Below are 23497 nucleotides of genomic sequence, written 5' to 3'. Positions count from 1 at the left end.
GTGACTTGCTCGGGGGTGAGGGTGTCGTAGATCGCGAACGAGACGGCGAGGGCCGCGACGCGGGTCGCTTCGCGCAGGAGGCGTTCGGCGCGGCGTTCGCTGATGCGCAGGCAGAACGCGAGGCTGATGTCGGTGAACGCCGCGGCGGGGCCGGACGCGGCCTGCAGCGCAAGGGTGAGCTGGAGGAGCCGGGCGTGCTCGGCCGCGTTGGACTGCGCCCACGCTTCGAGCTCGGCCTCGATCTGAGCAGAGGTCTCAGCTGCAGCACTACCGGGTTCGGGGCAGCCGGGAGCCACCGGCGTGGTCGCTCCGGTGGCTGGCATCTGGTCCCTTTCCCGTCTGACGTCAGTAAAGCATAGGCAACCTGGTGTGGCAACATCCTGGTGCAAGATGTGTCCCGCGGCCCAGCCGGGGGTGTGGCGCGGCGCCCAAGGGCCAGGTCAGCGGGCAGCCGTCATCGTCACCCGACTCGCGACCCCGTGGGGCCGAGAAGGCCGAGCATGTGGACAGCCGAAAGGCCTGTGGAGACAGGCCGTGGGTTACGCCGGGCCGAACCACCCGGCGACGTCGGCGATGAGGGCGACTGCCCCGCTGTTGTTGTAGAAGCGCACCTTCGAGCCACTGCCGACCGGGACGATCGCCGCGTCCGCGGCGGTCTGACCCGGGACGAGGTTGAGGGTGCTGACGGTCGGTACGGCGCTGCCACTGGCCGGTGCCGGGAAGACCCGCACGTCTGTCGACCGGGTGGGCCCGGTGCCGGTGACGTTGAGGACCACGGCGGTCGCGCCCGCGCCGACACCGCCCGCGCCGGCGACGACGAGGTCGATGGAGCCGGGCCCACTGACCTTGGTGACCGTGTTGCGCCGCGTGTCGAGCACTCGGTCCGGGGTGAGCGCGCGGAACAGCGAGCCCGAGGCCGACGGGTCGTAGTAGCCGTAGACGTCGGCGAGCAGGTCGACCTCGCCGCTGTTGTTGCGCAGCCGCACCTTGCCGTCGGTCCCGAGGGCGACGATCACGAGGTTGGGCGTCGGCCCGCCGCGGTAGGCGTTGATGTTGCTGATCTCGGGCGACGCGCTCCCGGCGAGGGGGAAGACCCGCACGTCGGTGCTCGCTGTCGCGTTGGCGGCGGTGACGCCGAGGACCACGGCCGTCGCCGACGGCGGCACCCCGGCGACCCCGGCCACCTGCAGGTCACGGACATCGCCCGCGGCGACCTTGCCCGCGACGGCGACACCGCGCGTGTCACCCGGCCGGGTGTCCAGGGTGCGCACCGGTGAGACCGGGAAGTAGGTCGAGCTCGCTCCGGGGCTGTAGAAGCCGGCGAGGTCCGCGACGAGGTCCACCGTCCCGCTGTTGTTGCGGAGCCGGACCTTCCCGCCCGCGCCGACCTTGACCGTCACGAGGTTGGCCCGGGTGAGGCCCTTGGCGAGGTTGAGGTTGGACACCGTCGGTGCAGCCGACGGCGCGCTCGGGGTCGGGTAGACGCGGATGTCGGTGGCGACCGAGGGTGCGACGCCGGTGACGTTGAGGACGACGGCCGTCGCGTCGGACGGGACGCCGTTGGTCCCCGCCACCTGCAGGTCGCGGGTCGCGCCGGCCCCCACGCGCGCGAGCGTCGTACCGACGCCGCTGCGGGTGTCGAAGACGCGAGCCGGAGCCAGCGGTGTGTAGCGCGTCGCCACCGGCGGGTCGGCCGCGGCCGACAGCTGCCAGCCCTGGTCGGCGAGGATCCCGAGCGCGATCGGGCCCGGCTCGTTGTTGACCTCCTGGGCGTCGCCGATCGGCGTCATCAGCGAGTTGAGGGTGCCTGACGCGTAGACCGTCTCGTCGAGGTGGCTGTAGCTCGAGCCCTGCTGCCAGGTCGAGGGCGCGAAGAGCTCCGGCCGCGTCCCGCCGGCCGCGGCGACGCCCTTGGCGCCGTCCCAGAAGACCGACCCGCTGCGCAGCGCCGTCCCCATGGCGGTGCTGCCGCAGGCGTAGTCGAGCAGCCGGGTCGTCGAGCTGGTGACGTGGACCGTCGAGCGGTCGAAGATGAACGGCGCGTCGAAGGCCGGGTCGCAGCTGCCGTAGCCGCCCTGGTCGCCCTGCACCGTGAGCGCTCCGAGGAAGCCGAGACCGTGGCCGAGCTCGTGCATGACGGTGCTCGCGAAGTCGTACTTCCCGGCCGGGACGTTGCCGTCGGTCCCGTAGTAGATGAGGTTGTCGTCGTCGGCGAAGGTCGCGTCGATGTCGACGTCGGCGTCGTAGGGGTCGGTGCTGCTCGTGCCCGGCGGGTCGAGGTCCTCACCGGCCAGGGCGTTGGCGAGCGCGACCGCGTAGAACGCCTCCGTCGAGGAGTTGTAGAGCGCGTTGGCCGGCCCGGCGGAGCCGAGCACGCCCGGGTCGAGGACGGCGAGCTCGGCCCGCACGACGATCGGGATCGAGCTCACCAGCAGTCGTGACCACACGTCGACGGCCTTCTGGAAGGCCGCTTTCTGCTGGGAGTCCCACGCGCCGACGTAGCTGGTCTGGAAGGTCGCGGTCACCGGGTCGGAGGGGTCGACCGAGGCCCGCAGCGCCCGCATCGCGCGGCGCTCCGCCTTCGGGACCGCGCGGCCGCTGGCCAGGCGCACGACGGGAGCCGGGGCGCCGACGGCGGTCCAGGACGTGGGGGTGGAGGCGGCTGCCGGCAGCGCGGGCGTGCCCGCGACGAGCAGGGCGACACCTGCGGCGAGACCAGCCAGATACGAGCGGGCGGGGACGGGCACGGGACTCCCTCCGGTTCACCCGGGCGGGTGACAGGACCGAGCCTGCCCTGTCCCGGCCGCGAGCGGTAGGACCCTTGCGGAGACGGCACGGCGACGATCGGGTTACCCTCGTCCTGTGACGCGGTCGAGCCTCCTGCTTACGCGCCGCGGCGGGGCCCTCTCCTAGGCCGGCTCCCTGCCGCGGGTCGACGTGCTGGCCGCACCCACCCCGTCGTACTGGAGCCACTCCCGTGAGCCGTCCCGCCACCCCCGTCGTCACCCGGATGCCGTTCGGGCGCTACACCGCCTTCCCGCCGGTCGGCCTGTCCGACCGCACCTGGCCCGATCAGGTCATCACCGCCGCGCCGACGTGGTGCAGCGTCGACCTGCGCGACGGCAACCAGGCCCTCATCGACCCGATGGACACCCCGCGCAAGCTGCGGATGTTCGAGCTGCTGGTGGCCATGGGCTACCGCGAGATCGAGGTCGGCTTCCCGTCGGCGAGCCAGACCGACTTCGACTTCGTGCGCGCCCTCGTCGAGGAGGACCGCGTCCCCGAGGGCGTGACGATCCAGGTGCTCACCCAGGCCCGTGAGGAGCTCATCGAGCGCACCGTGCAGTCGCTCGCCGGCTTCCGCGGCACCGCGCTGATCCACCTCTACAACTCCACCTCGACCCTCCAGCGCCGGGTCGTCTTCGGTCTCGACAAGGACGGGGTGAAGGACATCGCCGTCCAGGGCGCTCAGTGGTGCCAGAAGTACGCCGAGCAGCTGCTCGAGGGCACCGACGTCCGTTGGCAGTACTCCCCGGAGTCCTTCACCGGCACCGAGCTCGACTACGCGCTCGAGGTCTGCACCGCCGTCATGGACGTCTGGGGCCCCACGCCCGAGCGCCCGGTCGTCCTCAACCTCCCGGCCACGGTCGAGATGTCGGTCCCGTCGACCTACGCCGACCAGGTCGAGTGGTTCTGCCGCGCCCTGGGCGAGCGCCGCGAGAGCGTCATCCTCTCGCTGCACCCCCACAACGACAGGGGTACGGCGGTGGCCGCCGCAGAGCTGGGCGTCCAGGCGGGCGCCGACCGCGTCGAGGGGTGCCTGTTCGGCAACGGCGAGCGCACCGGCAACGTCTGCCTCGTGACGCTCGGCCTCAACCTGTTCAGCCAGGGCGTCGACCCGCAGGTCGACTTCTCCGACATCGACGAGGTCCGGCGCACCGTCGAGTACTGCAACCAGCTGCCGGTGCACCCGCGCCACCCCTACGGCGGCGACCTCGTCTACACCGCCTTCTCCGGCTCCCACCAGGACGCCATCAAGAAGGGCTTCGAGGCGCTCGAGCGCGACGCCGAGGCCGCGGGCGTCCCCGTGCGGGACTTCACGTGGGGCGTGCCCTACCTGCCGATCGACCCGCTGGACGTGGGTCGCTCCTACGAGGCCGTCATCCGCGTCAACAGCCAGTCCGGCAAGGGAGGTGTGGCCTACGTGCTGAAGAACGAGCACCACCTCGACCTGCCGCGGCGGATGCAGATCGAGTTCTCCCGCGTCGTGCAGGAGGTGGCCGATGCCGACGGCGGCGAGATCGCGGGCTCGGCGATCTGGGAGCTGTTCCAGACCACCTACCTGCGCCACGCGACCCCGCTCGAGCTGGTGTCCTACACGAGCAGCAGCGGCGACCTCGACTGCGTCGACGCCCTCGTGCGCTGGCAGGGGGAGGAGCGGACCGTGAGCGGCTTCGGCAACGGCCCGCTGTCGGCGTTCGTCCACGCCCTTGCCGAGCTCGACCTCGACGTGCGGGTCCTCGACTACGCCGAGCACGCCACCGGAGCCGGTGAGGAGGCGCAGGCGGCGTCCTACCTCGAGGTCGCCGTGGACGGTCGCGTCCTGTGGGGCTGCGGGGTCCACCCGAGCATCGTCACCGCGTCGTTCCGCGCCATCGTCAGCGCCGTCAACCGCGCCTGACGGTGGTCACCGAGACCGCGAGCGTGATCACGCGGGCAGTCTCCCACCCCGCCCCCGTCCTGCATGTTGGGACGCGCCATCTCACTGGCTAGGCTGCCACCATGACGACGAAGCTCGCGGTCATCGGTGGCGACGGCATCGGCCCGGAGGTGGTGGCCGAGGGCCTGAAGGTCCTCGACGCGGTCCTGCCCGGTGTCGAGCAGACCCACTACGACCTCGGCGCGACGCTGTGGCACCGCACCGGGGAGGCGCTTCCCGACAGCGTCCTCGAGGAGCTGCGCGGCCACGACGCGATCCTGCTCGGTGCCGTCGGCGACCCGTCGGTGCCACCCGGTGTCCTCGAGCGCGGGCTGCTCCTGCGGCTGCGCTTCGCCCTGGACCACCACGTCAACCTGCGGCCGGTCCGGCTCTTCCCCGGGGTCACCGGGCCGCTGCGGGACAAGGCCTTCGACTTCGTCGTGGTCCGCGAGGGCACCGAGGGCCCCTACGTCGGGGCCGGCGGCTCGATGCGCACCGGCACCCCCCATGAGGTCGCGACCGAGGTGAGCCTCAACACCGCGTACGGCGTGGAGCGCGTGGTCCGCGACGCCTTCCACCGGGCCACCGCCCGGCGCGGCCACCTCACGCTGGTCCACAAGAACAACGTCCTCGTGCACGCCGGTGGGCTCTGGAAGCGGGTCTTCGACGAGGTGCGCACCGACTTCCCCGGCGTCGCGGTCGACTACCAGCACGTCGACGCCGCCTCGATGTTCTTCGTCACGCAGCCCGAGCGCTTCGACGTCGTCGTCACCGACAACCTCTTCGGCGACATCCTCACCGACATCGGGGCCGCGATCGGCGGCGGCATCGGGCTGGCCGCCAGCGGCAACCTCGACGTCTCGCGCGCCCACCCGTCGATGTTCGAGCCGGTGCACGGCAGCGCCCCCGACATCGCCGGCCAGCAGAAGGCTGACCCGACGGCGACGGTGCTCTCGGTCGCGCTCCTGCTCGACCACCTCGGCCACGCCGAGCAGGCCGCCCGCGTCGAGTCCGCCGTCGCCGCCGACCTCGCCACCCGAGGTGACGCCGTCCGCACGACCAGCCAGGTGGGCGACGCGCTGGTCGCGCTGCTCTGATCCCACCCGTCCGAGGCCTTGCCCTCCGGCTCTGTCAGGAGCACCCTGCCGCTGCGGCCGGGTGCCGACAGGGCACCTGCCTCGACGGAGGGAGGTGGCGCGATGCACGTCCGCGCCACGACGATCAGCGCCGACCCGAGCCGGGTCGATGAGCTCATCCGCTTCGCGGCGGAGCAGGTCGCGCCGGCCTGCGACGGCCTGCGTGGCTCGCGCGGCCTGTCGATGTTCGTCGACCGGACGACCGGGACCTGCACCATCAGCACGGCCTGGGAGAGCGAGCAGGACCGCGACGACTCGGACTCTGCTCTGCGGCCGCTCCGGAGCCGTGCGGGGGAGCTGTTCGGCGCCACCCCGGCAGTCGAGCTGCTCGAGATGGTCGTGCTCGACCGGCGCCGTCCGGCCGAGCCCGGCTTCTGGGCCCGCACGACGCGGGTGTCGATCGACCCGGCGCACGTCGACGATGCCATCGACGCCTACGGCGCGACCACGCTGCCCGCCGTCGAGCTGATGGACGGCTTCTGCAGCGCGGTGCTCCTCGTCGACCGCACCGCCGGGGCCGGTGTCTCCACGGTGGTCTTAGACACCCGCTCCGCCCTCGAGGCCAGCCGGCCGGCCGCCGACGAGATCCGCCGCACCAGTGCCGCGAAAGCCGGTGCGGAGGTCGTCGACGTTCGCGAGTCGGAGGTGGTGCTCGCGGGCATCCGGGCACCAGAGACCGGGTGAGCCTGCTGACGAGCACACCGCGTCGGGTCTAGGGTCGGCCCCCAGTCGACCTGGAGGTGGCCGGTGCTGGTCCGAGACGCCATGACCCCCGCGGTGCTCACGGTGGGGCCGACGCACACCCTGCGACAGGCTGCCAAGCAGATGGCCGGCCGCAAGGTGGGAGCGGCCGTGGTGATGGACCCCGACGGCAACGGCCCCGGGATCCTCACCGAGCGCGACGTGCTCGAGGCGCTCGCGCAGGACCAGGACCCCGACGTCGAGATCGCCGGTGACCACCTGACGCCCGACGCCGTGACGGCCACGCCCGACTGGGACCTGCAGCGCGCCGCGCAGGTCATGGTCGACGGCGGCTTCCGGCACCTCGTCGTCTGCGAGGGCGACGAGGTCGTCGGCGTGCTCTCCGTCCGCGACCTCGTGCGGGTCTGGAGCGGTCCTAAGGCGTGAGACGCGTTTGACGCCTGATGAGACGACTGGCACCGTGGCGGGCGATGACCCGCACCGTGATCATTCGCAGGCGCGCACTGCAGGGGTAGTGACCCCCGCACTGCGCGCGACCCTCCACGCCCTCGGGCCTGGGGGGTCTTCTCGTCTCAGGAGCACCCACGCATGAGCGTCCCCACCGACGCCTTCCACGTCTACGACACGACGCTGCGCGACGGCGCGCAACGCGAGGGCTTCTCGCCGTCGGTCAACGACAAGCTCGCGATCGCCCGCCACCTCGACGACCTCGGCGTCGGCTTCATCGAGGGCGGCTGGCCGGGGGCCAACCCCAAGGACGCGGAGTTCTTCGCCCGCGCCCGCACCGAGCTGGTCCTGCAGACCGCGCAGCTCGCGGCCTTCGGCTCCACCCGGCGGCCCGGCGGCGACGTCGCGAGCGACCTCGCCCACCTTCGCGACAGCGGGGCCGGCATCGCCACGATGGTCGCGAAGGCCGACGTGCGCCACGTCGAGCGGGCGCTGCGCACGACCCGCGAGGAGAACCTCGCGATGGTCCGGGACTCGGTGGCCCACCTGCGCGGCGAGGGCATGCGCGTCTTCCTGGACGCCGAGCACTTCTTCGACGGCTACCGCGCGGATGCGGCGTACGCCCTGGAGGTCCTGCGGGTCGCGGCCGACGCGGGCGCCGACGTGCTGGTGCTGTGCGACACCAACGGCGGGATGCTGCCGTCGCAGCTGCAGGACGTCGTGGGCGCCGCGGTCGCCACCGGCCTGCGCATCGGCATCCACGCCCACGACGACACTTCCTGCGCCGTCGCCAACTCGCTCACCGCGATCGACGTCGGCGCGACCCACGTGCAGGGCACCGCCAACGGCTACGGCGAGCGGTCGGGCAACGCCGACCTCTTCAGCGTCGTCGCCGCATTGGAGGCCAAGCTCGGCCGGCAGGTGCTGCCGGACGGCCGGCTCAAGGAGCTCGGACGGGTCTCCCACGCCGTCGCCGAGGTCGCCAACATCACGCCCGATCCGCACCAGCCGTGGGTGGGCGCGAGTGCCTTCGCCCACAAGGCCGGGCTGCACGTCAGCGCCATCAAGGCCGACCCCGACCTCTACCAGCACGAGGACCCCTCGGTCGTCGGCAACGACATGCGGCTGCTCATCAGCGAGCTCGCGGGCCGCGCGACCATCGAGCTCAAAGGCCGCGAGCTCGGGCTCGAGCCCGATGCCGCCACCATCACCAGGGTCATCGACCGGGTGAAGGACCTCGAGAGCGTCGGCTGGTCCTTCGAGGTGGCAGAGGCGAGCTTCGAGCTGCTGCTGCGTGAGGAGATGGGGGAGCGGCCGCGCTTCTTCGAGCTGGAGAGCTGGCGCGTCATCGTGGAGCGGCGCGACGACGAGAGGGTCGTCTCGGAGGCGACCGTCAAGCTGCACGCCCACGGCGCGCGCATCGTCGCGACCGGCGAGGGCAACGGCCCGGTCAACGCCCTCGACACGGCGCTGCGGACCGCGCTGCTGGAGCTCTACCCGGGGCTGTCGGCTCTCGAGCTCGTCGACTACAAGGTGCGCATCGTCAGCGGCGCCCACGGCACCGACGCGGTGACGCGGGTGCTTGTCGAGACCAGCGACGGCCACACCGAGTGGAGCACCGTCGGGGTCCACGAGAACGTCATCGCCGCGTCCTGGCAGGCCCTCGACGACGCCTACACGTCGGGGCTCCACCGCCAGCAGTCCTGACCGCCCGGCCCCGCGACCGGGCGGGACGGCCCGGGTAGCCTCGCCCCTCGTGCGCATCTGCCGGTTCTCCCGTGACGGGGACGTCTCCTTCGGTGTCGTCGAGGGGCCGGGGGACGACCCCGCCGACCTCGTCGTCCACGCGATGGCGGGCCACCCGTTCGCCCCGATGCAGCCCACCGGCGAGCAGCACCCGCTGAGCGCCGTGCGGCTGCTTGCCCCCGTGCTGCCCAGCAAGGTCGTGTGCATCGGCAAGAACTACGCCGACCACGTCGCCGAGATGGCCGCCGTGACCGGGGGCGAGGCGCCGGCGACGCCGGTGACCTTCCTCAAGCCGTCGACGTCGGTCGTCGGACCAGGCGACGCGATCGTGCTGCCGCGCGACAGCGAGCGGGTCGACCACGAGGCCGAGCTCGCCGTCGTCATCGGCCGGCTGTGCCGCGAGGTGCCGCGGGCGCGCTTCGCCGACGTGGTGCTCGGCTACACCGTCGGCAACGACGTCACCGCCCGCGACCACCAGAAGGCCGACGGCCAGTGGACCCGAGGCAAGGGCCACGACACCTTCTGCCCGCTCGGTCCCTGGGTCGAGACCGAGATCGACCCACGCGACCTGCGGGTCACCTGCACCGTCGACGGACAGCCCCGTCAGGACGGTCGGACCTCGGCGCTGCTGCACGACGTCGGGGCGATCGTCGAGTGGGTGAGCGCCTTCATGACGCTGCTGCCCGGTGACGTCATCCTCACCGGCACCCCCGCCGGGGTGGGTCCGCTGTCCGCAGGGCAGTCGGTGTCCTGCGCCATCGAGGGCATCGGCACCCTCACCAACCCGGTGGTGTCCCGATGACCGTGCGTGTCCGCGTCGCCCCTTCGCCGACCGGCGACCCGCACGTCGGTACGGCGTACATGTCGTTGTTCAACCTCGCCTTCGCGCGCCAGCAGGGCGGCCAGTTCCTGCTGCGGGTGGAGGACACCGACCGCGCGCGGTTCCGCGCCGACAGCGAGCAGCAGGTCTACGACACGCTGTCCTGGCTCGGCCTCGACTGGGACGAGGGGCCTGATCGCGGGGGCCCGGTCGGGCCCTACCGGCAGAGCGAGCGGCTCGAGACCTACCGCCCCGTCGTGCAGCAGCTGCTCGACGCCGGCCACGCCTACCACTGCTGGTGCACCCCCGAGCGGCTGCAGCAGATGCGCGAGGACCAGCAGGCGCGCAAGGTCCCGACCGGCTACGACCGCCTGTGCCTCGGCAAGTCGGCAGAGGAGCGGGCCGAGCTGGGCGGTGCCTCCGAGGTGCCGGTCGTACGGATGCTCGTGCCCGACGACGCGCCGCTCGCCTTCACCGACCTCATCCGCGGCGAGGTGCACGCGCCGCGGCCCGACGACCAGGTGCTGCTGAAGGCGGACGGCTTCCCGACCTACCACCTGGCCGTGGTCGTCGACGACCACCTCATGGGCATCACCCACGTCGTGCGCGGCGAGGAGTGGATCAGCTCGACGCCCAAGCACGTGCTGCTCTACCGCTGGCTCGGCTGGGACGAGCCGGCCTTCGCCCACATGCCGCTGCTGCGCAACACCGACAAGTCCAAGATCTCCAAGCGCAAGAACCCCGCGGCCCGGCTCACGTGGTTCCAGGAGCAGGGCTACCTGCCGGAGGCGCTGCTCAACTTCCTCGGCCTGCTCGGCTACTCCCTGCCGTCGCAGGAGGAGGTCTTCTCCTTCGCCGAGATGTCCGCGAGCTTCGACTGGGCGCGGGTCAACACCGTCGGGCCGGTCTTCGACCTCGAGAAGCTGTCGTGGCTCAACGGCCACTACGTGCGGGAGCTCTCGCCCGCGGAGTTCGTACGACGTACGACGCCCTTCCTCGTGGCCGCCGGTCTGGTGAGCGAGCCCGTCCCGGCCGACGCCGCAGCGCTGATGGCCGACCTCGTCCCGCTCGTCCAGACCCGGGTCGCGCTGCTGTCGGAGCTGCCCGCGCTGGTCCGCTGCTTCTTCGTCGCCGACGACGACTTCGCGGTGGACCCCGAGGCCGCGGCGAAGTCCCTCGGCCCCGACGCCGCTCCCGTGCTCACCTCCTGCGCCGACGCCCTCGAGGGGCTGGAGTCGTGGACGACCGAGTCCGTGCAGGCCGCCATGGACGCCGCGCTCATCGACGGCCTCGGCCTCAAGCGGGGCAAGGCCTACGGCCCGGTGCGGGTCGCCGTCTGCGGTGCCTCCATCGCGCCGCCCCTGCCGGAGTCGATGGCGCTGCTGGGCAAGCAGCGCGTGCTGAGGCGGCTGCGGGAAGCGGTTTGAGGTCCGACCTCGCGGTCCGCTAGACTTCACGACCGCTGCACCTGTGGGCTATGGGGTAATTGGCAGCCCGACGGTTTCTGGTTCCGTTAGTCTTGGTTCGAGTCCAGGTAGCCCAGCGCATCACCACAACTCCACATGCACGACCAAGTCCGGCCCCCGTCGTCTAGCGGCCTAGGACGCTGCCCTCTCACGGCAGTAGCGTGGGTTCGAATCCCATCGGGGGTACATTCAGTAACTGTCCGACTACGCAAAGTAGTCGGACAGTTCTGCGTCTAGGGACGATCCACCGCCGCGGGTGGGACCTCGCGGAGCGCGTGAGGTGCGTACGTCAGCAGAAGCTGGTGGGCCCACTCGACCAGGTCCTCGACGCGTTGGCCCTGTGGCTGGAACCGCGACCAGAGCTCGAGGTTGGAAGGCCGGTTGTCGTCGCGCTGGCCGTTGCGGTGGTGGACGGACTCGGCTGGGGTAAGCGGGCGTCCTAGCATCCTTGCCATCACGAGGCGGTGCTCGGCCGCGCTGGTCGCCCCCGACACCAGCCAGCGGTCCTCGGAGGCGACGGGCACGTAGCGGTAGCCGCGCTTGACGTACCCGGTACCTGCGGGAGTGCGCACCGGTTCCTCAGGTGCGGCGTCACCAGAAGTCCGGTGCCTGCCGACGTGGGTGCGGCACAACCCGTGGGAGTGGTGCGGTCGGACGCACGACGGGACCGAGCAGGCGTCAGGGGTGACCTCGCGGAGTGGCTCGTCGGCGCGGACGTCGCCGTGGCGCGACCAGCGCAGGTAGTGACCGTGGCACCAGCCTCGCGTCACGGCGCGTCGGTCGCAGGCCTCGACGGCGCAGGCGGTCGGCGCCTGGTCGGGCAGCAGGGTGCCGTGGCGGAGGAGCTGGCGGTAGTGGCGCGAGCAGTGACCGCGGGCGTAGACGGGGGCGGTGCAGCCAGGGTCCGAGCAGTCCATGCCGACATGGTCACGCGGTGGTGCGACAGGCCGGGTGCGGCCTGTGGATCAGCGGGCCGAGACGCGCCGGACGAGCTCGAGGGCGGCGGCCTCCACAGGCTCGAGGCCGCCCCAGGAGCCCTGCAGGGCGTCGAGGAACGCCGCCGGCACGTAGCGGACGGGGGCCGCGGCGGTGCGGCGCACCGCGACCTCGTGGCGGCTGCGCCAGGCAGCGAGGTCGACGGGGGCGGCCGGGGCGCCGGCTCGGGCGCGGCGGCGCTGCGACGGGACGCCGGTGACGCCGGTGACGCCGGTGACACATCGGACGGGGGAGCGGTGCACGGTGACCTCCGGAGGGGGCGGGGCGACTGCACCCACTGTCCGGCCGGGCGGCGGTGCCCGCCATGGCCCGGTGTGACCGTTTTGCGGCACCTGACCTGACTAGTCCGGTCAGGCCCCGAGCTGGCGGGAGAGCTCGCCGGCGGCCGCGACGACGGCCTCGGCGTGCAGTCGGCCGGGGGAGCGGGTGAGGCGCTCCAGCGGGCCGGAGACGCTCAGCGCCGCCAGGACCCGGCCGTCGCGGCCGCGGACGGGCGCGGAGACCGAGGCCACGCCCTGCTCGCGCTCGGCGACCGAATGCGCCCAGCCGCGGCGGCGGACCTCGGCGAGGGTGCGGGCGGTGTAGGCGCTGCCGGCGGGCGGCTCGGCCGGGTCGGTCCAGGCCAGCAGGACCTGCGCGGCGGAGCCGGCGGTCATCGGCAGCAGGCTGCCGACGGGCACGGTGTCGCGCAGCCCGCTGCCGCGCTCGGACGCCGCGACGCACAGCCGGCGGTCGCCCTGCCGGCGGTAGAGCTGGGCGCTCTCCCCGGTGTGGTCCCGCAGTCTCTGGAGCACCGGGCCGGAGCGGGCCAGTAGCAGGTCCTCCGCGGGACCTCCGGCGAGCTCCGCGGCCCGCGGGCCCACCTTCCAGCGGCCGTCGCGGTCCCGGGCCAGCAGGCGGTGCACCTCCAGGGCCACGGCCAGCCGGTGGGCCGTCGCGCGCGACAGCCCGGTGCGCGCCGTCAGCTCAGCAAGGGTCTGCGCGCCGCCCTCGATGGCACCCAGGACGAGGACGGCCTTGTCCAGGACGCCGACTCCGCTAGTCTGTTCCACACGTTGATACTGCCATCTCAGATACTGAGAGTGCAAGGAGAGGTCGCCATGGGACGCACGCTGGCCGAGAAGGTCTGGGAGCACCACGTCGTACGACGTGCCGACGGTGAGCCGGACCTGCTCTACATCGACCTCCACCTCGTGCACGAGGTCACCAGCCCGCAGGCCTTCGACGGGCTGCGACAGGCTGGTCGGGCCGTGCGCCGGCCCGACCTCACCCTCGCCACCGAGGACCACAACGTCCCCACCGACGTCCTCGAGATCCGTGACGCGGTCAGTCGCCAGCAGGTCGAGACGCTGCGCCGCAACTGCGAGGAGTTCGGCGTCCGGCTGCACCCGATGGGTGACAAGGACCAGGGGATCGTCCATGTCATCGGCCCGCAGCTCGGCATCACCCAGCCCGGCATGACGATCGTCTGCGGCGACAGCCACACCAGCACCCATGGCGCGTTCGGGGCGCTCGCCTTCGGCATCGGCACCAGCGAGGTCGAGCACGTCCTCGCCACCCAGACCCTGCCGCTGCCGCGGCCGCGCACGATGGCCGTCACGGTCGAGGGCGACCTGCCGGCGGGCACCACCGCCAAGGACCTCGTCCTCGCGCTCATCGCGCAGGTGGGCACGGGCGGTGGCCAGGGCTACGTCGTGGAGTACCGCGGCGCCTCCATCGAGGCGCTGTCGATGGAGGGCCGCATGACGGTCTGCAACATGAGCATCGAGTGGGGTGCGCGCGCCGGCCTCATCGCCCCCGACCGGACCACCTACGACTTCCTGCAGGGCCGTCCGCACGCGCCCACCGGCGCGGACTGGGACGCCGCCGTCGCGCACTGGGAGTCGCTGCGCACCGACCCCGACGCGGTCTTCGACAAGGAGATCGTGCTCGACGCCTCGCTCGTCACCCCCTTCGTCACCTGGGGGACCAACCCCGCGCAGGGCGTCGCGCTGTCGGGCTCCGTGCCCGACCCGCAGGCCCTGCCGGTCGGCAACCAGCGCGACGCCGCGGAGCGAGCCTTGGCCTACATGGGCCTCGCCGCCGGCACGCCGATGCGTGACATCGCCGTGGACACGGTGTTCCTCGGCTCCTGCACCAACGGCCGGATGGAGGACCTGCGGGCCGCGGCCGCGGTCGTGCAGGGCCGCACGGTCGCCGACGGCGTGCGGATGCTCGTCGTCCCGGGCTCAATGCTCGTCAAGCTCCAGGCCGAGCTGGAGGGCCTCGACCGGGTCTTCACCGACGCTGGAGCCGAGTGGCGCAACGCCGGCTGCTCGATGTGCCTGGGCATGAACCCCGACACCCTCGCTCCTGGGGAGCGCAGCGCCAGCACCAGCAACCGCAACTTCGAGGGCCGTCAGGGCCGCGGCGGTCGCACCCACCTCGTCTCCCCGCAGGTCGCCGCGGCCACTGCCGTCGTCGGCCGGCTGGCCGCCCCCACCGACCTGCCCGCCCTCGCATCCACCCCCGACGGGAGCACCTCCTGATGGAGCCCTTCACCACCCACACCGGCACCGCCGTACCGCTGCGCCGCAGCGACGTCGACACCGACCAGATCATCCCGAGTGACTGGCTCAAGCGCGTGGAGCGCACCGGCTTCGGTGCGGGGCTCTTCAGCGAGTGGCGTGAGGACGCATCGTTCGTCCTCAACCAGCCCGAGCGGCAGGGCGCGAGCGTCCTCGTCGCGGGGGAGAACTTCGGGACCGGCTCGTCGCGCGAGCACGCCGTCTGGGCCCTGACCGACTACGGCTTCCGGGCCGTCATCAGCAGCCGCTTCGCCGACATCTTCCGGGGCAACAGCCTCAAGGGCGGGCTGCTCCCCGTGCAGCTCCCCGCCGAGGTCGTGGCAGAGCTCCAGCAGCTCGTCGAGGACGAGCCGACCACCCAGGTCACGGTCGACCTGGAGGCCCGCGAGGTCCGCGCCGCAGGCATCACCGCGGCCTTCGAGCTCGACGACTTCACCCGCTGGCGGCTCATGGAGGGCCTCGACGACGTCGGACTGACCCTGCGGCACGCCGAGGCGATCGACGACTTCGAGTCACGTCGGCCCCCCTTCCTGCCCCGCGCGCGCGTCACGGCGTGACCGACCCGTCCGACGCCGAGGCGAGAGCAGCGGCGCTCGCGGACCGACTGCGCGACGCGCACCGCGCGTTGCGTTCGCTCGACGTCTCCGACGACGAAAAAGCCCGTGCTGCAAGGAGATTGCTCGCGATCAGCGATGCGGCCAAGCACGACGTCGACCGCGCCGCGCTCCGGCTCGACAGCCTCCTGTCGGACTGGGAAGCGGGCCGCGTGGGTGCCGCGGACGACGCCGGAACGACCTGATCCAGGGTCGTCGTGACGGGAAAAGGCCCGCGACACAAGCAGATTCCGACGTCGAGGTGTTTGTGGTGACCCCTCGTGACCCCTACCGTTCCTGGCAAGGGGCACAGTGCCTCGTCCGTCCAGGAAGGGACACCGTCGTGAACAAGGCCGATCTGATCGAGGCCATCACCGAGCGGGTCGGTGACAAGCGGACCGCCAGCAACGCCGTCGAGGCCGTCGTCGACGCCATCACCGCCGCCGTGGCTCGCGGTGAGAAGGTCGCCATCACGGGCTTCGGCGTCTTCGAGAAGATCGACCGCGCCGCCCGCACCGCGCGCAACCCCGCGACCGGCGCGGCCGTGAAGCTCAAGGCCACCTCGGTGCCGAAGTTCCGCGCCGGCCAGGGCTTCAAGGACGTCGTCAGCGGAGCCAAGAAGGTCGCCGCGGCCACGTCGGCCAAGACGACCGCGAAGGCCACCGCCAAGGCGGCTCCGGCGAAGAAGGCCGCTCCGGCCAAGAAGGCAGCGCCCGCCAAGGCGGCGGTCAAGAAGGCCGCGCCCGCCAAGGCCGCGGTCAAGAAGGCCGCGCCCGCCAAGAAGGCCGCTCCGGCCAAGAAGGCGGCCCCCGCGAAGAAGGCCGCTGCCAAGAAGAAGTAGCAGCACCCGCACCTCGCACGAAGGGCCCCGGCGCATGCCGGGGCCCTTCGTGCGTGCCGGGGTCAGGGAAGCGGCAGGGTGTGGTCGGCGTCGACGAACCTGCCGTCGGTGTCGAACGACAGCGCCCAGGTGCTGCCCTTCTTGGCCCGGACCCGCCCGTCCGTGGACGTGAGGTGCGCGACGAGGTCGGGGATCGCGCCGCCCTGGCTGCAGATCACGGCGGGGGTGCCGGCACGGGCCAGGCCCCGTAGATCGGCCAGTGCGGCGTCGCGGTCCCAGGCGTCCTCGCCCCAGTGCGCGACGACCTCGACGTCGTGGCCGACCCGCGCGGACAGCGGCGCCACTGTCGCCCTGCACCGCACCGGCGGCGCCGACAGGACCCGCACCGGCCGCCACAGGGACAGCACGTCCGCGAGCAGGTCGGCCTGAGTGCGACCGTCGTCGTCGAGGGGCCGTCGGTCGTCAGTGCCGCGGAAAGACGAGCGGTCACCCGCGGACGCGTGACGCACCACCAGCAGGGTCACCGCGTCCGCAGGGCCGGACAGGAAGCGCCGCAGCGGCGCCGCCTCCGCCCCGAGCAGGTCCACTGCTGCGGCGGCGTCGACCCAGCGCAGCTCGTCGACCTCGTCGCCTGCCGTGAACGCCCCCTCGGCGGCTTCGAGCGACCACCAGCGCACGGTCTTGGGCACCAACCGACCGGCGACGACCACGTCGTACTCCGTGGTCCCCAGCCCGCGACCGAGCGGGCCCGTGAAGCCGGTCTCCTCGACGACCTCGCGCACGGCCGCGACCGCCTCCGGCTCCGACGGGTCGAGCTTGCCCTTGGGCAGCGACCAGTCGTCGTAGCGAGGGCGGTGGACCAGCGCGACCTCGACCCCCGCGGGGGAGCGGCGCCACAGGACCGCGCCGGCCGCGCGCACCAGGTCAGCCACCGGCACCGCGCTCGAGCGTCCGGGTCATGAGCTCCGTCTGCAGGTCGCAGACGGGTACGCCGTGGAGCGGCCGGCGGGTCCACGAGCCGTCAGGCCCCAGCGCCCAGTGCGCGACGTCGTCGGCGAACGCCCGGTCGAGCACCGCGTCGAGCTGGGCCCGGACGTGGGCGTCCTTGACCCGCACCAGCACCTCGACCCGCCGGTCGAGGTTGCGGTGCATGAGGTCGGCGCTGCCGAGCCAGTGCTCCTGCTGGCCGGCAAAGACCATCGCGCGGGAGTGCTCGAGGAAGCGCCCGACGATGCTGCGCACGGTGATCTGCTCGGACAGCCCGGGAACGCCCGGGCGCAGCGCGCAGATGCCACGCACCAGGACCTCGACGGGGACCCCGGCCTGCGAGGCTCGGTAGAGCGCGTCGATGAGCGCCTCGTCGACCACGCCGTTGGCCTTGAGCCTGATGCCGCAGGGCTTGCCCTGGCGGGCGAGGTCGGCCTCCCCGTCGATGCGCTCGACGAGACCGGCACGCACGCCGTGCGGAGCGACCATGAGGGTGCGGTAGTCGGTCTGCCGGCTGTAGCCGGTGAGGGTGTTGAACAGGTCGGTGAGGTCGGCGCCCACCTGCGGGTCAGCCGTCAGCAGGCCGAAGTCCTCGTAGACACGGGCGGTCTTGGGGTTGTAGTTGCCGGTGCCGATGTGGGCGTAGCGGCGCAGCTGGCCCTTCTCCTGTCGGACCACCAGCGAGGTCTTGCAGTGCGTCTTGAGGCCGACCAGGCCGTAGACGACGTGGCAGCCGGCCCGCTCGAGCTCGCGCGCCCACTTGATGTTGGCCTGCTCGTCGAAGCGGGCCGTGATCTCGACGAGCACCACGACCTGCTTGCCGGCCTGCGCGGCGTCGACCAGGGCGTTGACGATCGGCGAGTCGCCTGAGGTGCGGTAGAGCGTCTGCTTGATGGCGAGCACGTTGGGGTCGGCCGCAGCCTGCTCCACGAAGCGCTGCACCGACGTGGCGAAGGAGTCGTAGGGGTGGTGGACCAGGACGTCTCCCTCGCGCAGGGCAGCGAAGACGTCGGTGGCCTTCTCGCCCTCGGCCAGGCGCGGGTGGGTCGACGGGACGAACGGGTCGTCCTTGAGGTCGGGCCGGTCGAGCTCGTAGAGCTGCCAGAGCGACGACAGATCGAGCAGGCCGTCGACCTGGACGACGTCGTCGTCGGTGATCTCGAGCTCGCGCACCAGCAGGTCGAGGACGTGCGGGTCCACGTCGTGGCCGACCTCGAGGCGGACGGCCGGGCCGAAGCGGCGCCGAGCGAGCTCGCGCTCCAGCGCCTGCAGCAGGTCCTCGTCGCGGTCCTCCTCGACCTCGACGTCGGCGTTGCGGGTGACCCGGAAGGCGTGGTGGGCCGTGACCTCGAGGCCGGGGAACAACTGCGGCAGGTGGGCGCCGATCAGCTCCTCCAGGGGCAGGAAGGTGACGTCGGCGTCGTCGGCCACGACGGGCAGGAAGCGGCGCACGTTGTTGGGCACCTTCACCCGGGCGAAGCGCTCGCCCCCGGTGTCGGGGTCGCGGACGAGCACGGCGAGGTTGAGCGACAGCCCGCTGATGTAGGGGAACGGGTGCGCCGGGTCGACGGCCAGCGGGGTGAGGATCGGGAAGAGCTGGGCCCGGAAGTAGTCGTGCAGCGGGGACTGCTGCTCGGGCGACAGCTCGCGCCACAGCGCGATCCGGATGCCCGCAGCGGCCAGGGAGGGCCGCACGTCGTCGAGGAAGGTCCGGGCGTGGTCGGCGACCAGCTCGCGCGCGCCGCGGCTGATCAGCGCGAGCTGCTCGCGGACCCCCAGTCCGTCGGCGCTGCGCTTGCCGAGCCCGGTCGACTGGCGGCGCTTGAGCCCGGCGACGCGGACCATGAAGAACTCGTCGAGGTTGCTGGCGAAGATGGCGAGGAACTTCGCGCGCTCGAGCAGCGGCGCCGAGGTGTCCTCGGCGAGCGCCAGCACGCGGGCGTTGAAGTCCAGCCAGCTCACCTCGCGGTTGAGGAAGCGGTCGCGGGGGAGCTCGGCCAGTGCCTGGTCCGCGGGTGCGGGCCCAGCGGTCGGCGTCTCGTCCTCGAGGGACTCCGTCAGGTGCGCGGTCATGTGCACATCGTGCACCGCTCAGGTGAACGACAGGGCGGCGAGCGCCTCCGTGGTGTGGGGTCCCACTCCGAGGGCGACGGCGGCCGCGAGGTCGTCCGCGGTGTCGACGTCGCGACGCAGCCGGGCAGGGCCAGTCAGCTCGGTGGCACCGGAGGTGCGGTGCCGCTCGCGGGAGGCAGCGCCGTACGCCGGGAGCAGTGCCGCTCCGGGACCGGCCGCCAGCAGCGTCGTGCCGGTGCCGGCGGCGTCGGGCACGAAGCCGCGCTGTCCCGGCTCGACGGTCGACAGCACCGCGGTGAGATCGCCCGCCGTCGCGGCGGGCAGGTCCGACGACACCGTCGCCACCGCGAGGTCGGGGGACTCTGCGCGCAGCAGGTCGGCGCCGTGACTGAGCGCCGGGTTGAGCCCGGCGTCCGGGAGGTCCGGTACGACGAGGGCACCGAGAGCGGCCAGCGCCGCCGAGGCCTGCGGGTCGTCGGTGACGACCAGGACGGTCGTGACCAGCGGACAACCGAGCCCCGCGGTGACGACGTCGCAGGCAAAAGCGAGCGCGAGGGCCTCGCGTGCCGCGGTCGGCCCGGCGGGGTGCCCCGGGACGTGCAGCCTGGTCTTGGACAGCGCGAGGCGCTTCACCGGCACCACGAGTCCCCACGCCACGACACGACCAGTGTCGCAGGCTGCTCGACACGGGGTGCCGGACGGACGACACTCGCCGCTCGGGCACGACGTCGTGCCCGGTCGAGAAGGAGGTCGGTGGCGTGGGGCTGCGGATCGGGCCGTGGATGCGCTTCGGAGTGCTGCTGGTCAAGCCGGGGCTGCTGGCCTTCACGCGCACCCGCTGGTCGGGTGAGGGCAACGTGCCTCCCGGTGGCGTCATCCTCGCCGCCAACCACATCAGCCACGCCGACCCGCTGACCTTCTGCGACTGGATCCTGTTCGGCCTGCGGCGCAAGCCGCACTTCCTGGCCAAGAGCACGCTGTTCAAGCGCCGCACCCTCGTCGGCGCGGTCATGCGGGGCGCGGACCAGATCCCCGTCCACCGCGGCACGGCCGACGCCTCCCTCGCCCTGCAGGACGCCGTCGTAGCCCTGCAGGCAGGCAAGGTCGTCGCGATCTACCCCGAAGGCACTGTGTCGCGCGACCCCGACAAGTGGCCCATGGTCGCCCGCACCGGCGTCGCGCGGCTCGCGCTGCTGTCGGGCGCCCCCGTCGTCCCCGTCGCCCAGTGGGGCGCGCAGGACATCCTCGACACCTACCGCAGCAAGGGACTCCACCTGCTGCCCCCGAAGCGGAGCATCGTGCGCGCCTTCCCCCCCGTCGACCTGTCCGCCTACCAGGGCAAGGAGCTCACCGCCGACGTCCTACGGGCCGCCACAGCGGACATCATGGCGGCGATCACCGCGGGCGTCGCCGAGCTGCGCGGCGAGAGTCCTCCCGTCGTCGCCCACGACCCGGGCCAGCACCGGAGCGTCGCGTGACGCGGGCAGCCGTCCTCGGCTCCGGCTCGTGGGGCACCGCCTTCGGCAAGGTGCTCGCCGACGCCGGCACCGACGTCGTGCTGTGGGCCCGCCGGCCCGAGCTCGCGGCTCAGGTCCGCGACCGCCACGAGAACGCCGACTACCTCCCTGGCATCGCGCTGCCCGAGCGGCTGACGGCCACCGACGACGCACGCGCCGCCGTCGAGGGCGCCGACTTCGTCGTCCTGGCCGTGCCGTCCCAGAGCCTGCGCGACAACCTCGCGGCCGTCGCCTCCGCCCTCGCGCCGGGCGCGGTGCTCGTCAGCCTCATGAAGGGCATCGAGCTCGGCACCAGCAAGCGCATGAGCGAGGTGATCTGCGAGGTCGCCGACGTGCCCGCCGAGCAGGTCGCCGTGGTGTCCGGCCCCAACCTCGCCAAGGAGATCGCCCACGGCCAGCCGGCCGCCACGGTCGTGGCGTGCACCGACGGCCGCGCCGCGGAGCGGCTCCAGGCGGCCTGCCTCACGGCGTACTTCCGGCCCTACACCCACACCGACGTCGTCGGCTGCGAGCTCGGCGGTGCGGTGAAGAACGTCATCGCGCTCGCCACCGGCATGGCCGAGGGCATGGGCTTCGGTGACAACACCAAGGCCTCGCTCATCACCCGCGGCCTGGCCGAGACCGCCCGGCTCGGGGCGGCGCTCGGAGCGGACCCGATGACCTTCTCCGGGCTCGCCGGGCTCGGCGACCTCGTCGCGACCTGCACCTCGCCGCTGTCGCGCAACCGCACCTTTGGCGAGAAGCTCGGGCGCGGCCAGACGCTCGAGGAGATCCTCGCCCAGAAGCAGCAGACCGCGGAGGGCGTGAAGTCGTGCCGGTCGGTGCTCGACCTCGCCCGCAAGCACGACGTGGACATGCCCATTACCGAGCAGGTCGTCGCGGTCTGCCACGAGGGCCTGTCGCCGCGCGAGGTGATCCGCAACCTCATGACCCGCGAGGCGAAGTCCGAGCAGACCGGGTGACAGGCTGAGGGCATGACGCCCGGCGAGCACACCCGAGCCGTCCACCATCGGACCGCCGAGCCGCTCCTCCAGCGGCCGCTCACCCCGCCGGTCCACCGCTCGACGACCTTCGCCTTCAGCTCCGCGCAGGAGATGGCCGAGGTCTTCGCCGGCGCACCAGGCTGGTCCTACAGCCGCACCGACAACCCGACGGCCGTCGGCTTCGCCCGGGCGGTCGCCGACCTCGAGGGGGCCGAGGCCGGCGACGCGCAGTCCTCGGGCACCGCGGCCGCGACCGCCGTGCTGCTTGCGCTCACCGAGGCGGGGTCGCACGTCGTCGCGCCGCGGGAGGTCTACGGCGGCACGTGGGCCCTGCTCGTCCACCAGCTGGCCCGCTTCGGCGTGACGACCACCTTCGCCGACTACGCCGACCCCGAGGCCGTGCGGGCCGCGCTGACACCCCGCACCGCGCTGGTCTGGGCCGAGGTGCTGTCCAACCCGACGATGGCGGTGGCGGACCTGCCGGCCCTCGCCGTCACCGCCCACGAGGCCGGCCTGCCCCTGGTCGTGGACGCGACCTTCGCCTCTCCCGCGATGTGCCGGCCGCTCGAGCACGGGGCCGACCTCGTCGTGCACTCGGCGACGAAGTACCTCGGCGGGCACAGCGACGCGACGGGCGGCGTGGTGGTCGGGGGAGCGGAGCTGGTCGCCCGCGTCCGGCGGGTCCGCGTCGACACCGGAGCGGCGCTCGCCCCCGACGAGGCCGCACTCATGCTGCGCGGGCTGCACACCCTGCCGCTGCGGGTCGCGCGGCAGTGCGCGACCGCGCTGGAGGTCGCCCGGGCGCTGGAGGCCCACCCCGCCGTCGAGCGCGTCGACCACCCCGGCCTCGCCTCGCACCGCGACCACGCGGTGGCCGTCCGGCTGCTCGACGAGGGTCGCTACGGCGCGGTGCTCATGGTCACGCCGCGGGGCGGACGGGAGGCCGGACTGGCGATGGTCGACCGGCTGCAGCTCGTCGCCAGGGCCACCTCGCTGGGCGGGACCGCCAGCAAGGCGGTGCACATCGCCACGACCACGCACCGCCAGCTCAGCCCCGAGGCGCGCGCGGCCGGGGGGATCGGTGAGTCGTCGGTGCGACTGTCGGTCGGTCTCGAGGACCCCGCCGACCTCGTTGCCGACCTCGTCCGGGCCCTCGACGGTCTGTGACCGGACCCGCGGCGACCCTCGACCTCGTCACCGTCGCGGAACGGCTGCTCCAGCACTACGGCGAGGAGCCCTGGTGGTGGCCGGTGCTGCTGCCCGAGCTCGACCGGCCCGACGAGCTGCTGCTCGGGGCGGTGCTGTGCCAGCAGTCCCGGTGGGAGCGCGTCGAGCAGGCGCTGCTGCGGATGTCGGCTGCCGGCCTCGTCACCTGGGACGCCCTCGCGGGCGCGGACCCGGCCGTCCTGACCCCGCTGCTGGTCGGCGTGGCCTACCCGCCCACCCGCGCGCGCCTGCTCCCGGTGCTGGCCGACCGGGTGATCGACGCGGGCGGGCTGCGCGCGCTGCTCGCCGGGCCCGACCCGCTGGCGGCGCTGCTCGCGCTGCCGCAGGTCGGCCCGGAGACCGCCGACACGCTGCTCGCGTTCACCGGCACCTCGGTGCCGGTTGTCGACGCCTATTTGCGGCGCGTCCTGGGCCGGCTCGGCCTGGTCGACCCGACCGCGTCCTACGCCGCCGTCCGGTCCCACCTCGCGCAGCAGGAGGCGGGCCTGCCCTGGGATGTGCTCCACGCGCTGGTCGTGGAGCACGGCATCCACCACTGCCTCACCGGCGCGCCGCGCTGCCACAGCGCCGGGGCGGTCCGTCGCGACTACGCCGAGCCGCGCAAGTGCGCCACCCACTGCCCCGCGGGCTGTGCTGGCCACTGCCCGCTGCGGGAGGTCTGCCCGACCGCACAGGTGTAGGCGCGCAGGTGTAGGCG

General features: G+C 72.9%; 22 protein-coding genes, 2 tRNA genes and 1 pseudogene. 17 read left to right on the top strand and 8 right to left on the bottom strand.

Going from position 1 to position 23497, the window contains the following annotated elements:
- Positions 1-323, bottom strand: a 323-nt coding sequence (locus tag Q8R60_03295; GenBank protein MDP3711496.1) for a hypothetical protein, incomplete at its 3' end; no start/stop codon positions are given.
- 216 nt (positions 324-539) lie between these two features.
- Positions 540-2747 carry a hypothetical protein gene (locus tag Q8R60_03290; protein MDP3711495.1) on the bottom strand — a complete coding sequence of 736 codons (2208 nt, stop codon included), beginning with the start codon at positions 2745-2747 and terminating at the stop codon, positions 540-542.
- Between the two features lie 278 nt (positions 2748-3025).
- Between Q8R60_03290 and leuA the strand changes: the two are divergent.
- The 9 genes and pseudogenes from leuA to Q8R60_03245 all read left to right on the top strand — a co-directional run bounded on the left by leuA (position 3026) and on the right by Q8R60_03245 (position 11202).
- Positions 3026-4681, top strand: a pseudogene (gene leuA / locus Q8R60_03285) (2-isopropylmalate synthase).
- 101 nt (positions 4682-4782) lie between these two features.
- Positions 4783-5796: a 3-isopropylmalate dehydrogenase gene (locus tag Q8R60_03280; protein MDP3711494.1), complete on the top strand. Its 1014-nt coding sequence runs from the start codon at positions 4783-4785 to the stop codon at positions 5794-5796.
- Between the two features lie 102 nt (positions 5797-5898).
- Positions 5899-6519, top strand: coding sequence for a hypothetical protein (locus Q8R60_03275; protein ID MDP3711493.1), 621 nt, complete (start codon positions 5899-5901; stop codon positions 6517-6519).
- A gap of 63 nt (positions 6520-6582) precedes the next feature.
- Positions 6583-6963, top strand: a complete 381-nt coding sequence (locus tag Q8R60_03270) for a CBS domain-containing protein (protein MDP3711492.1) — start codon at positions 6583-6585, stop codon at positions 6961-6963.
- 162 nt (positions 6964-7125) lie between these two features.
- Positions 7126-8691 (top strand): citramalate synthase, encoded by a 1566-nt coding sequence (gene cimA / locus Q8R60_03265; protein ID MDP3711491.1) that lies wholly within the window; start codon positions 7126-7128, stop codon positions 8689-8691.
- A 49-nt stretch (positions 8692-8740) separates the two neighbouring features.
- On the top strand, positions 8741-9532 hold the full coding sequence (locus Q8R60_03260) for a fumarylacetoacetate hydrolase family protein (protein MDP3711490.1): 792 nt from the start codon (positions 8741-8743) through the stop codon (positions 9530-9532).
- Positions 9529-10977, top strand: a complete 1449-nt coding sequence (gene gltX, locus Q8R60_03255) for a glutamate--tRNA ligase (protein ID MDP3711489.1) — start codon at positions 9529-9531, stop codon at positions 10975-10977. Before Q8R60_03260 ends, gltX begins: the two co-directional genes overlap by 4 nt.
- Positions 10978-11021: 44 nt before the next feature.
- Positions 11022-11093, top strand: a tRNA-Gln gene (locus Q8R60_03250).
- A gap of 36 nt (positions 11094-11129) precedes the next feature.
- Positions 11130-11202, top strand: a tRNA-Glu gene (locus Q8R60_03245).
- Positions 11203-11249: 47 nt separating this feature from the next.
- Here Q8R60_03245 and Q8R60_03240 read toward each other — a convergent pair.
- From Q8R60_03240 to Q8R60_03230, 3 genes are all read right to left on the bottom strand, one after another.
- Positions 11250-11933 carry an HNH endonuclease gene (locus tag Q8R60_03240; protein MDP3711488.1) on the bottom strand — a complete coding sequence of 228 codons (684 nt, stop codon included), beginning with the start codon at positions 11931-11933 and terminating at the stop codon, positions 11250-11252.
- Positions 11934-11981: 48 nt separating this feature from the next.
- The gene (locus tag Q8R60_03235; protein MDP3711487.1) at positions 11982-12254 is read right to left on the bottom strand and encodes a hypothetical protein; all 273 of its coding nucleotides are present in this window, start codon (positions 12252-12254) and stop codon (positions 11982-11984) included.
- A gap of 108 nt (positions 12255-12362) precedes the next feature.
- Positions 12363-13064 carry an IclR family transcriptional regulator gene (locus Q8R60_03230; GenBank protein ID MDP3711486.1) on the bottom strand — a complete coding sequence of 234 codons (702 nt, stop codon included), beginning with the start codon at positions 13062-13064 and terminating at the stop codon, positions 12363-12365.
- A 48-nt stretch (positions 13065-13112) separates the two neighbouring features.
- On the opposite strand from Q8R60_03230, the gene leuC reads away from it, so the two are divergent.
- The 4 genes from leuC (at position 13113) to Q8R60_03210 (ending at position 16013) form a co-directional block, all read left to right on the top strand.
- The gene (gene leuC / locus Q8R60_03225) at positions 13113-14540 is read left to right on the top strand and encodes a 3-isopropylmalate dehydratase large subunit (GenBank protein ID MDP3711485.1); all 1428 of its coding nucleotides are present in this window, start codon (positions 13113-13115) and stop codon (positions 14538-14540) included.
- Positions 14540-15136 carry a 3-isopropylmalate dehydratase small subunit gene (gene leuD / locus Q8R60_03220; protein MDP3711484.1) on the top strand — a complete coding sequence of 199 codons (597 nt, stop codon included), beginning with the start codon at positions 14540-14542 and terminating at the stop codon, positions 15134-15136. Before leuC ends, leuD begins: the two co-directional genes overlap by 1 nt.
- Positions 15133-15378: a hypothetical protein gene (locus Q8R60_03215; protein MDP3711483.1), complete on the top strand. Its 246-nt coding sequence runs from the start codon at positions 15133-15135 to the stop codon at positions 15376-15378. Before leuD ends, Q8R60_03215 begins: the two co-directional genes overlap by 4 nt.
- Before the next feature lie 137 nt (positions 15379-15515).
- Positions 15516-16013, top strand: a complete 498-nt coding sequence (locus Q8R60_03210; protein MDP3711482.1) for an HU family DNA-binding protein — start codon at positions 15516-15518, stop codon at positions 16011-16013.
- A 62-nt stretch (positions 16014-16075) separates the two neighbouring features.
- Here Q8R60_03210 and Q8R60_03205 read toward each other — a convergent pair whose 3' ends face one another.
- From Q8R60_03205 to cofC, 3 genes are read right to left on the bottom strand one after another with little or no spacing between them, the layout of a single operon-like run.
- Positions 16076-16951 (bottom strand): NUDIX domain-containing protein, encoded by an 876-nt coding sequence (locus Q8R60_03205; protein ID MDP3711481.1) that lies wholly within the window; start codon positions 16949-16951, stop codon positions 16076-16078.
- Positions 16938-19073, bottom strand: coding sequence for an RNA degradosome polyphosphate kinase (locus Q8R60_03200; protein MDP3711480.1), 2136 nt, complete (start codon positions 19071-19073; stop codon positions 16938-16940). Before Q8R60_03200 ends, Q8R60_03205 begins: the two co-directional genes overlap by 14 nt.
- 18 nt (positions 19074-19091) lie before the next feature.
- Complete coding sequence (gene cofC, locus Q8R60_03195; protein MDP3711479.1) at positions 19092-19730, bottom strand: 2-phospho-L-lactate guanylyltransferase; 639 nt, start codon at positions 19728-19730, stop codon at positions 19092-19094.
- 101 nt (positions 19731-19831) lie between these two features.
- Between cofC and Q8R60_03190 the strand changes: the two genes are divergently transcribed.
- The 4 genes from Q8R60_03190 to Q8R60_03175 are packed head-to-tail and all read left to right on the top strand — an operon-like array spanning position 19832 to position 23480.
- Complete coding sequence (locus Q8R60_03190; GenBank protein MDP3711478.1) at positions 19832-20551, top strand: lysophospholipid acyltransferase family protein; 720 nt, start codon at positions 19832-19834, stop codon at positions 20549-20551.
- On the top strand, positions 20548-21552 hold the full coding sequence (locus Q8R60_03185) for an NAD(P)H-dependent glycerol-3-phosphate dehydrogenase (GenBank protein MDP3711477.1): 1005 nt from the start codon (positions 20548-20550) through the stop codon (positions 21550-21552). Before Q8R60_03190 ends, Q8R60_03185 begins: the two co-directional genes overlap by 4 nt.
- A 12-nt stretch (positions 21553-21564) precedes the next feature.
- Positions 21565-22740: an aminotransferase class I/II-fold pyridoxal phosphate-dependent enzyme gene (locus Q8R60_03180; GenBank protein MDP3711476.1), complete on the top strand. Its 1176-nt coding sequence runs from the start codon at positions 21565-21567 to the stop codon at positions 22738-22740.
- Positions 22737-23480: an endonuclease III domain-containing protein gene (locus Q8R60_03175; GenBank protein ID MDP3711475.1), complete on the top strand. Its 744-nt coding sequence runs from the start codon at positions 22737-22739 to the stop codon at positions 23478-23480. Before Q8R60_03180 ends, Q8R60_03175 begins: the two co-directional genes overlap by 4 nt.
- Positions 23481-23497 lie beyond the last annotated feature (17 nt).

The organism is Mycobacteriales bacterium, from assembly GCA_030697205.1.
Classification (GTDB): Bacteria; Actinomycetota; Actinomycetes; order Mycobacteriales; family SCTD01; genus JAUYQP01.
The sequence above is the reverse complement of the archived record's forward strand: the minus strand, read 5'-3'. Positions and strand labels throughout refer to the sequence as shown.